Annotated in this window: 13 protein-coding genes and 1 pseudogene; 4 read left to right on the forward strand and 10 right to left on the reverse strand. The window is 62.6% G+C overall.

Features of this window, described 5'->3' with window-relative positions:
• Positions 1–109 precede the first annotated feature (109 nt).
• From NP3_RS40670 to acnA, 8 genes are all read right to left on the reverse strand, one after another.
• Complete coding sequence (locus tag NP3_RS40670; protein ID WP_063047027.1) at positions 110–964, reverse strand: SDR family oxidoreductase; 855 nt, start codon at positions 962–964, stop codon at positions 110–112.
• Positions 961–1,803, reverse strand: coding sequence for a fumarylacetoacetate hydrolase family protein (locus NP3_RS40675; protein ID WP_063047028.1), 843 nt, complete (start codon positions 1,801–1,803; stop codon positions 961–963). Before NP3_RS40675 ends, NP3_RS40670 begins: the two co-directional genes overlap by 4 nt.
• 34 nt (positions 1,804–1,837) lie before the next feature.
• Positions 1,838–2,203 (reverse strand): nuclear transport factor 2 family protein, encoded by a 366-nt coding sequence (locus NP3_RS40680; protein ID WP_169814670.1) that lies wholly within the window; start codon positions 2,201–2,203, stop codon positions 1,838–1,840.
• Between the two features lie 61 nt (positions 2,204–2,264).
• Entirely contained in the window at positions 2,265–3,251 is a 987-nt protein-coding gene (locus tag NP3_RS50960) for a fumarylacetoacetate hydrolase family protein (RefSeq protein WP_063047030.1), read from the reverse strand.
• Positions 3,248–4,141, reverse strand: a complete 894-nt coding sequence (locus NP3_RS40690; RefSeq protein ID WP_063047031.1) for an NAD(P)-dependent oxidoreductase — start codon at positions 4,139–4,141, stop codon at positions 3,248–3,250. Before NP3_RS40690 ends, NP3_RS50960 begins: the two co-directional genes overlap by 4 nt.
• Before the next feature lie 44 nt (positions 4,142–4,185).
• Entirely contained in the window at positions 4,186–5,160 is a 975-nt protein-coding gene (locus tag NP3_RS40695; RefSeq protein WP_063047032.1) for a VOC family protein, read from the reverse strand.
• Between the two features lie 139 nt (positions 5,161–5,299).
• The gene (locus tag NP3_RS51255) at positions 5,300–5,428 is read right to left on the reverse strand and encodes a hypothetical protein (protein ID WP_281197669.1); all 129 of its coding nucleotides are present in this window, start codon (positions 5,426–5,428) and stop codon (positions 5,300–5,302) included.
• A gap of 18 nt (positions 5,429–5,446) precedes the next feature.
• The gene (gene acnA, locus NP3_RS40700) at positions 5,447–8,089 is read right to left on the reverse strand and encodes an aconitate hydratase AcnA (protein ID WP_063047033.1); all 2,643 of its coding nucleotides are present in this window, start codon (positions 8,087–8,089) and stop codon (positions 5,447–5,449) included.
• 142 nt (positions 8,090–8,231) lie between these two features.
• Between acnA and NP3_RS40705 the strand changes: the two genes are divergently transcribed.
• Positions 8,232–9,563, forward strand: coding sequence for an MFS transporter (locus NP3_RS40705; protein ID WP_218025032.1), 1,332 nt, complete (start codon positions 8,232–8,234; stop codon positions 9,561–9,563).
• Between the two features lie 11 nt (positions 9,564–9,574).
• Positions 9,575–10,762 carry a lactonase family protein gene (locus NP3_RS40710; protein ID WP_084509595.1) on the forward strand — a complete coding sequence of 396 codons (1,188 nt, stop codon included), beginning with the start codon at positions 9,575–9,577 and terminating at the stop codon, positions 10,760–10,762.
• On the opposite strand, the gene NP3_RS40715 is transcribed toward NP3_RS40710, so the two are convergent.
• Positions 10,724–11,719 (reverse strand): GntR family transcriptional regulator, encoded by a 996-nt coding sequence (locus tag NP3_RS40715; protein WP_307680477.1) that lies wholly within the window; start codon positions 11,717–11,719, stop codon positions 10,724–10,726. The genes NP3_RS40710 and NP3_RS40715 overlap by 39 nt on opposite strands.
• A gap of 650 nt (positions 11,720–12,369) precedes the next feature.
• Here NP3_RS40715 and NP3_RS40720 point away from each other — a divergent pair.
• Together NP3_RS40720 and NP3_RS47380 are read left to right on the forward strand one after the other, a co-directional pair.
• Positions 12,370–12,603 carry a hypothetical protein gene (locus NP3_RS40720; protein ID WP_063047034.1) on the forward strand — a complete coding sequence of 78 codons (234 nt, stop codon included), beginning with the start codon at positions 12,370–12,372 and terminating at the stop codon, positions 12,601–12,603.
• On the forward strand, positions 12,563–13,258 hold the full coding sequence (locus NP3_RS47380; RefSeq protein ID WP_084509596.1) for an HNH endonuclease: 696 nt from the start codon (positions 12,563–12,565) through the stop codon (positions 13,256–13,258). The genes NP3_RS40720 and NP3_RS47380 overlap by 41 nt, the downstream gene beginning before the upstream one ends.
• Before the next feature lie 206 nt (positions 13,259–13,464).
• Here the strand turns inward: NP3_RS47380 and NP3_RS50965 are convergent.
• A pseudogene (locus NP3_RS50965) lies at positions 13,465–13,753 on the reverse strand (IS1380 family transposase); the annotation flags it as partial.
• Positions 13,754–13,849: the final 96 nt, after the last annotated feature.

The raw sequence follows: 13,849 nt of genomic DNA on the forward strand, positions 1-13,849 counted from the left end.
CGATAAAAATGAAACCGGCGGCGATCCTGAAAAAGGATTGCCGCCGGTTTATGCCATCATTTATCTATATTTCGAGATCGGTGATCCGGTACAGGCGCATGCGAATCGTTTACCGATTTCCCAGCTCTCGGTCGACCACCTGCGCGAAACCGTTCGGAGCACGCCCGAGCAGATACTGGAAGACCGCCGGATTGCCCCGGAACCCGTGCGCGTCGTAGTGCGCGAAGGTAGAGATCATGTCGGCAGCCGCCATCGGCTTCTCGAGTGCCGCTGGCGGCAGCGGTGCCGATGTCGGCGGCACCAGCACCGGCCGCAATGCCACGCCGCGCTGTGCCGCTATGGCAGCAACCATCTGCTTCATGGTCGTCAGCGGACCGGCGAGCTCGTAGCTGGCGTATTCGTGTCCATCCTCGGTAAGAACCTTGGCCCCGACCTCGGCGAGCTCCGCGAGGTCGAGCACCGACACCGGAGCCTCCAGGTCGAAGGGAACCGAAACTTCCGGGCCACCACCATTGAGCATCGCCAGGACCACCTGCGCGTACATCGAGGGCTGCAGGATCGTCCACCGCAGTGAACTGTCCCGGACCGCCGCCTCGGCGCGTGCCTTGCGTAGATGGTTGCGCAACGCGGGAGTATACGGATGCAATACCGAGTGGTACACGAACCGCTCGACTCCCGCGCCAGTTGCGGCCCGCACTGCATTGATCACGAACTCGTCCTCCAGCGGGTGCAGCACCGGAGGAATCACATACACTGCTCGCGCCCCCTCGAACGCCCCCCGCAACGCCGATTCGTCACCGAAATCGGCGTGCCGGACGCTGGAGGCTCCCAATGCACTCAACCGTTCAGCGCCATCGGCACTGTGCGTAATCGCCGAGACCGCGACACCCTGGCGCAGTAATTCTGCAAGCAGCGGACGCCCTGAACTGCCGGATGCCCCGGCTACCACGATCTCCCCGGTCACGACTGCCGAACGAAACGATGCCGCATCTCGCCGATGCCCGCGATGTCGGTGACGAGTTCGTCCTCCGGCGTGATGGTGCGGCGGGGTTCGCGCGTCCAGCCCACTCCCGACGGGGTTCCAGTGAAGATCAGATCCCCAGGCAACAGCGGGACGATCGCGGAAAGGTAGGCGACCAGTTGGGGAATACCGAAAATGAAATCGTTCGTGCGGCCCTTCTGCATCCGCTCACCTGAGAGCCAGCAGCCGAGCTCGATGTCTTCGGGATCGTCGAACTCATCGGCGGTAACCATTGCCGGCCCGATCGGCGAGAAGCCCTCGAACGACTTTCCCATACTGAACTGCGGCGGCGTCCCACCCAACTGCACGCCACGGTCGGAAATATCCTGTCCGGCAGTCAAACCGGCGATGTAGGACCATGCCTCGGTAACCGGGACATTCCGCGCCCGCCTTCCGATGACCGCGACCAGTTCGACCTCGAAATCCACGGTATCCGACGGCAGCACGATCTCGGCGTAGGGTCCGGTGATCGAGGCCGGGAACTTGGTGAACACCACCGGAGTCGCCGGCGGGGCGACCCCCGCTTCGGCCGCATGGCTGACGAAGTTCATACCGATCGCGAATACCTGGCGGGGGCTGGGGACCGGCGGGCCGACTTCGGCTTCGTGCACCGCACGGTCCGGACCGCCCCGATAGGCGTCAGCCCAGCTGCGGAATTCGCCCCAGCGGTCGTACACAGCCTGCACATCGGCCGAGAAACGGCCCGCGCTGGCAGTCTCGACATCGACCGCACCGCCCTCGACGGCCAGACTGAGCCGACCGGAAAGATTGAAAATACGCATGAATTAATCCCTTCAGAGATATAGAATCCCTGGCTTACCCGAACAGAATGTCGTGAGCCTTCTTAGTATCGGTGTATTCACGGACCCGAGCGATGCGACCACCATCGAATTCGAACACCAAATTGTATTTGTTGCTGTAGTGTTTGCCGTTCTCGAGATCGGCATCGGACTCCACCTCGACCGATACGCGATTATCCTCCGCGATGATTCCGACGGGCGCGAACTTGACCGAACCCACCGTCACCTTGCTCAGGCCGTTGATCATATTCCGAATACCCTGCGCATCATGATCGCCTGATATCGGAAGGTCACCTGCAACCCACCAGGTCGCATCGTCGGTCATCATGGCCAACGCCGCGTCGGCGTTGCCGGCCTCGAATGCGGCGAGCACCGCGGTCACCACGGCCTTGGTTTCTTTTATGCTCACCCTTGCTCCTTCGATAATGATGAGATACTCGATTTCAGGGCGCTGGACGGATGGGCGTCCGTACTACGTTTCGCAGCTCGGAAATCCCGTCGACGAGCACACCGATCTCGTCTCCGTTTTGCAGGAAGGGCCCATTGATGCCGCCTTCCATTGCGGTACCGTCAGGAGTTCCCGACAGAATGATGTCTCCCCCACCGATCGGTACATAGCGTGAGATATGGCCTGCCATGCGCCCGAAAGAATTCTGCATCTGAGAGGTCTTCCCATCCTGGCGAACCCGACCGTTCACCAGACACCGGATGCGCAGGTCGGATACGTCGCCCTCATCGACCACAAGCCAGGGGCCACAGGCATTCCCGGTGCGGAAATTCTTGGTCAGCGACCAGGTGAGCGGTCCGTGATCAATCTGCCGCAGCCCCAGTGCCTCGTCTCGAATGCTGAAGTCATTCCACGCGGTATATCCCCACACGGCAATTTGATCGCTGCCCGGCGAGTGCTCGCCCCCGCCCAACACCACGGCGACCTCTGCCTCGTAATCTAGTTTCTCGGTGCCGTCCGGTGGCGTCACGATCGCACCGTGTCCGACCACGGTGCCCGGTATGACGAAGAACCCCCACGGAGGAGCGCTTTGCGCACCGGAAGCAACCTGCTCGGTCTTCGACGCCATCCCCGCGGCGTGCGCCGGAAAGTTCCCACCCGCCGCGAAGATCCGGGATCCGGGATCCGGCAACGGCGGATCCAGGACCACATCGTCCAGCGGGCGTGCTCCGAACCTGTTGAAACCTTGGTCGAGGTCGGCCTGCACCTTCCCAACGGTGTCGGTCAGCGCGCTGCGAATCGACGGCCACTGCGCAATTAGCGGCATCCAGCTATCGGTTCCACTTCCGAACAACCGCCCTACCGTGTCACCGAGAACACCTTCGAACTGCCCGACCAGCGAAGTCGATTCGACGACGCTTGCGACACCACCCGAATCAACCACGAACCCCGTTCCCGACGCCGCAACTCGAACCAGCTTCATTCGTTATGCACCAGCCGATTCTCGAGCAGAGCTTCGAAGAGCTTGGCAGGATCGGCATCGGCTGAACCGGCCGCAGCAAGACGGCGATAGTGCTGGTGCGCAATGTGAACCAGATCCAGCGGCGCGCCCAACTCTTCGCCGAAGGAGACGACCTCCTCCAGGTCCTTGACCGCCATATCTACCGTGGCCAGCCGACCCTCGAACTGCCCGGCCGCCATAAGCGGAGCCCGGATGGCGAATTGGCCCGATGCCGCGCCAGGGCTACCGGCTATCAAGTAAGCGACTTGTTCAAGATCGAGACCGGCCAGTTTCGCATAGACCATCGCCTCCGCCGTGGCGGTTACATGCACCATCGCAAGAAACTGCGCAACAAGTTTCACCTTCGTCCCGGTGCCGAACCCACCCACATAGGTGTATTTCGGCGACATCGCCTGGAACACATCGGCGAACCGATCGTGAACCTCGCGATCGCCACTGGCGTAGATGGTGGCCAGCTTCGCCGCGACCATCGGTGGGGTACCGCTGACCGGGGCGTCGAGGACCTCGACCCCGCGCGCGACGAACTGTGCGCGCATACGCTCCTTTTCCGCGACCGGAAAGGTACTGGACTCGATGAGCGGTGGAATATTCTCCGCCGTGAGTACACCTTCGGGGCCGGAAATCACCGAATCCAACGATTTGACAGAAGGTAAGCAGGTCACAATGACATCGGCTCGCTCGGCCACGTCGCGAGGAGTTCCGCCCCCGGGGACGGCCGCGCCGAGTGCGGTCAAGTCGGCCGCCCGGCCTCTATTGGTGATAATGACCGGAAATCCCGCTTCGACGAGGGCGGCGGCCAAGGGAAATCCGAGCCTACCGGCACCGATGAACCCCACTGTTGTCTGGCTCATGAATTGTCCACTTCCTTGTGCGACTACAAATCTGCCGGTGCAGATCAGCTATTTGCTCCCGTGCCGAATGTCTCGTCCAGGGAAGTGCCCAGCAAGGCGTCCGCCGGAGGCGGACCGATCTCCGCAGGTACCTCGTCGTCGGGATTCCACTCGTTGATTACCTTCGTATCCGCGACTGTCCACGTCCGCGGAACGTAGGTCTGGTCGTGGAGGATGATCTCCTCCTCGACGGAATATTCAAACCAGTAACCCTCCGGGTCCCGGAAGTACAGAGCGATATTGTGCCCGGGTCCGTGGCGCAGCGGACCCCACTCGATCTTGACATCGTTGGCTTCCAGCGCCGCAGCGGTCTGATAGAAGGCATCGACATTCTTCAGGCTGAATTGAAGATGATGCAGCCACGGCACCGGAGTACGCGCCAATACCACGTCGTGGTAAAGGTATCTGCCGGGTGACCGCATGAATCCCATAACCTGCACCCCGCTAGGGTCCAGGATTCGGCTGGAGTAAAGCTGGCCGAGTATGTCGAGCATGAACTTCTCCTCGGCCTCGAAATCCGGCGCGCCCAATCCGACATGATCGGCCACCACCGGCTCGGGACCACCGGAATTCGGAGCTTCGATGAGATGCGCCACCGGGATCGGGGTACTGATTCCGGTCGTGAACTCGAGCTTGTGCCCAGCAGGCGTGTCGAAACGGATCGACGAGGCACCTTCCCATTCGACGCTCTCGGCATGCTTGGTGATCCCGACTCCGGCGGACTGCAATCTGGTCGCAGCGGTGTCGAGCACCTTCTCATCGTGGACGAGGTAGCTGACGTGGTGCAGGCCGAACTCATCGCTGGGCTTGTACACCAACGAATACCTGTCCACGCCGTGCGCGCTGAGGTAATGACTTCCGTCCGAAGCAGCGTGGACAAGAGTGAATCCGAGGCGCTCGGTGGCAAACCTCGCGGCCGCTTCGGGGTCTCTCGCATTCAGCGCGATGTAGTTCACGCGCTCGATGCCAATGGGTGCCACAGTTATTGCCTCCTTGCCGGGGATTGCCACGTGTCGCAGACCCGACCCTGAACCTCACGCCGTGAAGCAGGTGCGCGACCACGCTCGGCTAGTTTACGATGACAGCAACTATTTGACAATATCGTAAGAAGGCGGGTCACTAGTCGGATGTGTCGGTGGCCTCCGCCCTGCGCAGTCCCACCGTGCCGTTACCCAACTTGCGAGCCGCCCGACCACCAGCCACCAACTCCAGGACCTCGATGACCGAGGCGGCGACTACCGGGGACACAGCGGCCTTTCTCTCGGTTCACCGGCCGGTCAGCATTTGCCGGACGACGTATGGGAGGGTTCCGCCGTGGCGGAGGTAGTTGACTTCATTGCCGGTATCCAGCCGCAGTCGCAGCGGGATTCGCAGGGTCTGGCCTTCCTTCCGCTCGACACTTAGGTCGATTGTGTTGTCTCCAACGGTGATTCGATCCAGTCCTGTCAGGGTCAGTTCGTCGGTTCCGGTTAGTTCCAGGTCTCGGGTGGTGTTCCCGGCGGGGAGTTGCAGGGGTAGGACACCCATGCCGATGAGGTTGGTTCGGTGGATGCGTTCGAAGCTTTCGGCGATGACGGCGCGAACCCCGAGTAGCGCTTGGGCTTTCGCGGCCCAGTCACGGCTGGATCCGGCGCCGTAATTCTTGCCCGCCACGATGACCAGCGGGATACCGGCGCGCTGATAGGTCGCGGCCGCGTCGAAGACAGGCTCGACCCGCGTCCGATCGGCGGTGTAAGCCCATGCGCCACGCCGTGTTTCATCGGCTTGGAGCAGCAGGTTGGCGATGTTCGGATTGGTGAACGCACCACGCAGCATGATTTCGTGATTGCTGCGGCGGGTGGAGTACTGGTTCAGATCGCGCGGCGACACACCTCGCTCCAGCAGGTAGCGCCCGGCAGCGCTACCCCGGGGGATGGCGCCCGCTGGAGAGATGTGGTCGGTGGTGACATTGTCGCCGAGACGGAGCAGGACGCGGGTGGCGGTGATGTCGGCGCCGACGGTGGGTTCGGCGGATATTCCGGTCAGGTAGGGCGGTCGCTGGATGTAGGTGGAGTCGGGATCCCAGGCGAAGCGGATGCCGCCGGGGCCGGTGAGTTCGCGCCAGTGGCGGGTGCCGTGCCGCAGGGTTTCCGCGTTGGCGCGGAACATCTCCGGCTGGACCACTTGCTCGACCACCTTGGCCACCTCGGCGTCGTCGGGCCAGAGCTCGCGCAGGAAGACCGGGCGGCCGTCGTGGTCGTAACCCAGTGGTGTGGTGTCGAAGTCGTGCAGGATCGTGCCGGTGAGTGCGTAGGCGATGACCAGTGGTGGAGAGGCCAGGTATGCCAGGGATATCTGTGGGTTGATGCGGCCGCCGAAGTTGCGGTTGCCGGACACGACCGCGGTGGGTTCGAAGCCGTCGGCGGTCAGTCCGGCGAGGCGCGGGTGCAGCCCGCCGGAATTGCCGATGCAGGTCATGCATCCGAACCCGACAATGTCGAACCCGGTGGCCGACAGCGCGGGCAGCAGCCCGGCCCGGTCCAGATAGTCCTGGACCACACGTGAACCGGGTGAGAGGGAGGTCTTGACCCACGGCTTGGATGTCAGGCCCCGCTCGGCGGCGCGCTGGGCGAGCAGACCGGCTTGCACCATCAGGGCGGGGTTGGCGGTGTTGGTGCAGCTGGTGATCGACGCGATCGCGACAGCACCCGGCGGGACCGGTTCGCCGAATACGCCCGGGACCGGCTCCTGCGGCCGGGCGGCGGCGGTGAAGGACTCGGGCACACGCGAGAGCGGGACCCGTTCGTGCGGCATGCGGGGTCCGGCCAGACTCGGTTCGACGGTACCGAGGTCCAGAGCGAGTGTTTCGTCGTAGCGCGGCACCGGATCGGTCGCGGTTCGGTACAGCCCTTGGGTGCGAAGGTAGGTACCGACGACGGCACGGTGTTCCTCGGTGCGTGCGCTGAGCTGCAGGTAGCGCATGGCCTCGTCGTCGAAGGGAAAGAACGCGCAGGTGGCGCCGTATTCGGGTGCCATGTTCGACACCGCGGCGCGCGCCGCCCACCCCAGCTCAGCCGCTCCTGGCCCGATGAATTCCACGAACTTGTCCACCACACCGTGTTCGCGCAGCAATGCGGTCAGAGTGAGCGCCAGATCGGTCGCGGTGACCCCGCTGCGCAGCTGCCCGGTCAGATGCACGCCCACAACGGTCGGGAACCGGATGGCGACCGGTTCGCCGACCATCGCGGCTTGGGCTTGCAGGCCGCCCACTCCCCAGCCGAGCACGCCGATCGAGTTGATCATCGGCGTATGACTGTCGGTGGCCACAAGCACATCCGGATGCAACAGCGGCGGATTCACCCGCTCGTCGGTCCAGACGACCTGGGCCAGGGCTTCCATGTTGACTTGGTGGATGATGCCGGTTGCGGGCGGGATGACCCGGAAGTTCGGCAGGCTCTGCTCGGCCCATTTGATGAACTGGTACCGCTCCCGGTTGCGCCGGAAGTCGATCGTCAGGTTCGCCTCCAGTGCCGAGGCGGTTGCGTACTCCTCCACGATCACCGAATGGTCGACGGTCAGATCGACCGGGATCGTCGGACCGACCCGGGATGGATCCCCACCCAGTTCTGCCACCGCGTCGCGCATACCCGCGAAGTCGGCCAAAGCGGGCAGACAGGTGGTGTCGTGCAACATGATCCGGTTCGGATGCACCGGAATCTCGCAATCGTCACCGGTCCGCAGCGCGCGTGCCAGCGCGGCCGCGAGCCGATCGGGCGCCCGGCGTGCCACGTTCTCCAGCAGGATCCGCGTGAGGTAGGGCAACTCGGCCAACTGCTCCGCGGAGAGCAGGGCTGCCAATGGCAGGTACCGGTAGCTGCGATCGCCGACCGTCAACTCGGCGATCGCTGCGGTCTGGGACGTGGAAACCATGAACCAAGATTGTACTAATCATCTGAAAAATACAATATTTGGTCACGAAATCTTGACTCACCAGGTGACTGGCGTCATATTGTTTCAATCACATCGTCGAGACAATCGCTCGGCGAAGCTGTTCCAGATCTGAGGTTCAACCGTGGCGATCAGCGCCGATTCGCTGGAGACGTCGACGGTCCGCACGGTCATGTGGCGGATCATCCCGTTCGTCTTCCTGCTCTACGTCATCAACTACATCGACCGCGCCAATATCGGCTATGCCGGGCTGCAGATGAACAAGGAACTGCAGCTGTCCAGCAGCGCCTTCGGGCTGGCCGCAGGCCTGTTCTTCATCGGGTACTTCCTGTTCGAGGTGCCGAGCAACATGGCCTTGGCGCGATTCGGCGCCCGCAAGTGGATCGCCCGAATCCTGATCAGCTGGGGACTCGTCGCCGCGCTGATGGCTTTCGCGCAGAACGACATTCAGTTATACGTTCTGCGTTTCCTGCTCGGCGTGGCCGAGGCCGGGTTCTTTCCCGGTATCATCGTCTACCTGACCTACTGGTTCCGCTCCCGCGAATTAGCCACCGCCACAGCCCTTTTCACGGCTGCCATCCCGGTCTCCTACATCATCGCCTCACCGCTGAGCACCTTCATCCTCGACCACGTGCACTGGTCCGGAATCAGCGGCTGGCGCTGGATGCTGCTGCTCGAAGCGCTGCCAGCGGTGGGTCTGGGATTCATCTGCTATCTGGCGCTGGTCGAGCGACCGCAGGACGCGAAATGGCTTACCCCGCAACAGAAGCAGTGGCTCACCACCGAACTCGAAGCCGAGCACGCCACCAGTCCCGACCGCGCGCATCTGAGCACCTGGAAAGCGCTGACCAACCCCAAGGTGCTGTACCTGGCGGTCATCTACTTCGCCTACCAAGCCGGATCGCTCGGCATCGGCTACTGGATGCCCCAGATCGTGAAAGGGTTCTCCACGACGCTCACCAACACTCAAGTCGGCCTGATCGGCATGATTCCCTACCTCGTCGCCACCGTCGCGATGATCTGGTGGTCGCGCCGCTCCGACCGCACCGGAGAACGCAAGCGCCACACCTATATTCCGCTCGGCGTCGGCGCTGTCGCGATGCTCGCCGCCGGACTGGCCGGATCGCCGGTGCTGGCCGTGGTCTGCATCAGCCTCGCGCTGGCCGGGCTCTATGCCTTCAAGGCGCCGTTCTGGGCGGTGCCCACCCTGTTCCTCACGCGAGCGACCGCGGCGGTCGCGGTGGCCGCGGTCAACTCGGTCGGCAATCTCGGCGGATTCGTCGGACCGTACGCGATCGGCGTGATCAAGGACACCACCCACAGCAAGACCGGTGGACTGATCTTCCTCAGCGCGCTGGTCTTCATCGCCTTCGTCATGGCGACCCTGATCCGGCTTCGTACCAACGACCATGCGCGAGCGACGGTACCCGTAACCGAGACCACCCAACAACGTTGACCAGGAAATACATGCGACCGCTCACTCGCCGCACAATGATCGCGGCAGCCACTGGAGTTGCGGGCACCATGCTCGTCAACGCTTGTGCCACCACCGAGAAGAGTCAGGAGAACAAAACCGTGATCGCCTATGTCGGATCCCGCACGACGGTCGAACGTCAAGCACGCGGGAAAGGCATCAGCGTCTATTCGATCGACAAGCAGACCGGTCAGTGGACCTTGACCCAGCTCGTGGAAACGGTCAATCCGAGCTTCCTGACTCTGGACCGCACCCAGCGTTACCTCTACGCGGTACACGGCGATGGCAACACCGTGAGCGCGTACGCGATCGATCCCGCCAACGGAACGCTGCGCGCCCTGAACGAACAGGACACCGGCGGCAAGAATCCAGCACATATCGTGACGGACCCGGACAACCGATTCGTTCTCATCAGCAACCACTCCAGTGGGTCGGTGGCCACGCTACCGATCCTGGCCGACGGCAGCCTCGGACCACTCGCTGGCAAATTCGAACCCCAAGGCACCCCCGGACCACACCGAACCGACCAGACCGGGTCGAAACCACACCAAGCCGTATTCGATCCGTCGGGCCGATTCGTGGTGGTTCCAGACAAGGGTCTCGATCGAATCTTCGTGGCGCACTTGGATACCGCGACGGGACAGCTGACGGGGGTGAACTCGATCGCCACCCGTGAAGCAACCGGGCCCAGGCACATCGCATTCCACCCCCACCTGCCGTACCTGTACAGCATCGACGAGCTGCGTTCCACGGTCACCACATACCACTGGGACGAGGGGCGACTAGAACCACGACAGATCCTGCCCAGCACCGACCCCACCTGCACCGGCGACACACGAGGCGGCGAGATCCTCGTCGGATCCGACGGCACCTTCGTCTACGCCACCAACCGCAGCGGCGCGGGCGATGCAACCCCGGGCGGACCCGATCCCGACACGACCGGAATCTACCGCGTAGACCCCGAAACCGGGCTGCTGACGGCGGCCAGCTGGCAGTCCACCCAGGGAATCCGTCCTCGTTTCGCCTGCTTCGGACCCGACCACAAGAGTTTCTACGCCGCCAACGAGCGCACCGATACCATCGTCGAATTCCGAACCGACGGTGCGAAACTCACTCCCACCGGCCAGGTCGTCGCGACCGGGTCACCGGTCTGCATCACCTTTCTCGCCCTGAACTCCTGACCGGTCACCAGCACTGGGCAGCCCGGTCTTCACTCCGCGAACGGCATCCAGATGATGCCGCAGGAAATCCGCGGCCTTCTCCAACTCCCCCGCCTCCACCAGGTCGAGCAGCATCAGATGCTCCTTGGCCTGGTGGACCAGCCGGGCGCGGTCGGTCTGGTAGCGATACTCCAGCAGTCGCCGTACCCGATTCACCCGCCGCACCGAATCCAGCAGATAGCTGTTCCCCGAGCAGCCGGCCAACATCTCATGGAATCCCGAATTGATCCGAAACAGTTCATCTTTCGGCAGCAACACCACATCACCATGCAGCAGCCGCTCCTGCTGCTCACGATGACGAGCAAACGCCTCGGCATCCGGCGTGAATCCAGGTTCGAGAAGCCCGGCAGGCTCGACGATCATGCGGAACCGGTAACTTTGATCGTGCGCGTCCGTGGTCGACAGCAGCCGCTGGAACTCCCAGCCCCGCCCCTGCCGACGACGGATCAAATCCTCGGCTTCCATCCTGCCCAGCACCCGATTCGCCTGCAGAACCGTCAATCCGTATCGCCGCGACACCTCCGCAGTAGTGAACTCCCCCGTGAACCCACCGCTCAGATAATCCTCACCGATCCGGAAATATGCCTGCTCCTGCACATCCTGCCCTGCAGGCAACTCCGCATACCGAAGATCCACGGCCGGCCGGTTCAGGAAATATCCCCGGTTCGGCTCCTGCCGCACCAACCCGTACTCGGCGAGAGCAGCCAACGCCTTCCGCACCGGCGACCGCGACACACCCAGCGAGTCCGCCAACCACTGCTCCGGCACATGCCCGCCCTCGGCCACCTCCGAATGACGCAGCAGATCCACGATCTGCATCACCAACCCCGTCGCAGCCATCCTCACCTCAACTAGCGGGAACCCGTATGGGGTCATCGTATCCACCCCCGCTCCCCGACCAGCGGATGCGCACGGCATGGCCGTTCAGACTGTTCGCAAATGGTGAGCGGATCGACTACGAGCGGTCCCGGCTCGAGGGCGTTCTCCAGTCACGGCGAGCTTCGAGCCGCAGCGCTTCCCGGCTTGGCCCACCACGCCGGAGCTCGGGTTCCTCACCGAAATCGGCCAAAACAAAACACGATTCGCCACCGACCAAGCGTTGAGGCCGACACCACCCAGTCGGCGCCCTCACCCAAGAACGCGCCTACTACCAGCACGACAACGCTACGAGAATGCTCCGGCGGCAACCCGGTCGGCTTTCACATGCCGTCGAATCCGAATTCGCCGCACGATAGCGATATAACGGCGACACCAACACTCAGGCGACAACAATTGCACAACATTCAGTCAAATCACAGTACCACCAACGGATTACACGATAGCAACAGACCCGACAAGATGTTTGACCTCTGTTTGCTCGTGGCCTATGGCGATCAGGAGCAATAACTCTTGAACACGCCGATGTGTCACGTGCGAACCGATGTTCGGCTATAAGTCCCCTGTCGCGCATCGAGGACATCTGACTCACCAGAGATCCGCTCCCGGCTTGCGCCCGCTACGCCAACCGAGCTGCTTACTGGTGTAATCGCCGCCAGAGACCGGCCTCGGTCCACACGGTGAATCGGCGAATGCGCCGTCGCGACAGTATGTGGCGGTCCCAGGCATGGCAGGTGCCGACCACCTCTGGTCCGCGCGGCACCGGATGGAACGAACTATGGGTCGCCCTCCGCTTCCAGCAGATCAACGAAACAAGCGGTCGGGAAGCATTGCGGCCGATCGCAATCGCCTATCTGGAGCGGGTGGTCGCCTTTGCCTTCGCCGATGACGAAATCGAGCAACACGAGTTGGGACAGCTTTCATGAAGCGGTAACTGATCTTCAATCGGCTGTCGATCTGGGCGTCGCCCAATCGCGTGTCGACGAACTTCGACAACGCATACTCCGTGGCCGATCGCTCACCCAGGTTCGTACTGGGGAGCTGCCCCGTGTACAACGATCGGACCTTCATTTGGAAGCTGACGAAACACCGTACATCGACGTCAACGCAGTACAGATCAAATACACCGCCAGTGGGCCGCGGCACAACAGCGGCAGGATTATCGGCAGCAGCAAGAAGTTCCGATTCGTCGGGGCAGGAGCAGGTACCGAGCTTCCATGGGCGAAAATTGTCTCGATAGCCAGCGAGTACGGGAACGTCATTATCTCCGCGACTACGGCTCGCGGCGGTGGAACATACAGCGTCCCAGACCCTGAATATGTTGCGGCCGTGCTCGAAGGGGCATTACGGATAGCGAAGCGACTCGTACTCGCTCCAGGGCAACGGGACACCCGCTCGATACCGCCAAACATAAAAGCCGAAGTCTGGCAAAGAGATGGCGGCAAGTGTTGCCAATGCGGCGACAGCCACTACCTCGAGTTCGACCACGTCATACCGCTGAGCCGAGGCGGCGCGACAAGCGTCGGAAACCTCCAAATTCTCTGCCACAAATGCAATCTCGAAAAAGGCGCGCGAATCTGATCAGACGCACCCGTCACGCTCTGCACAACACCGGCGTGCCATGACGAGCGGGATCAACGAATCCTCACCGCGTAGAAGTTCGTCCAACTGCTCCAAGTCCACGATTGCCACTCAGTCTGGTGCACCACAACCGATGTTGTGCCGCAACAACGCTCGACCGCGCCCACGGTACGAACTCCCGACCCGACACCATCAAGATCAAATCCACGATTGGGTCCCTGACCGCGGCGGCGGTGCAGTAGCTCCAGGTCCGAGAGCTGGCCTTTCGGGTGTTGGTGACAAACACGGTCAGCCGCAGCCCGTCGACGTCAGTGAACCACAGCTGGGCACCGGGGTGCGGGCGTTCATTCCGGACGATCAGACCATCTGTTCCGGCCAGGCCGAAAGCTCTGTCAAGCTGGTGATTTCGGCGTCCCGGGCTCCGTGCCGAACCGCGCTGTCGACGTCGTAGGCAGGGGGCCAGATGTGTTTCGGGACCTGGTTGATGGCCTCGACCCGAGGAGAATTGTGTACCGTCCCTGGTGATCCGGGCGCGCATGTGAGTCCTTCGCCGAGCGCCTCAACCTGCACATAGTTGCCAACGGTTTCATT

This window comes from Nocardia pseudovaccinii NBRC 100343 (assembly GCF_001613225.1).
GTDB classification, from domain to species: Bacteria; Actinomycetota; Actinomycetes; order Mycobacteriales; family Mycobacteriaceae; genus Nocardia; species Nocardia pseudovaccinii.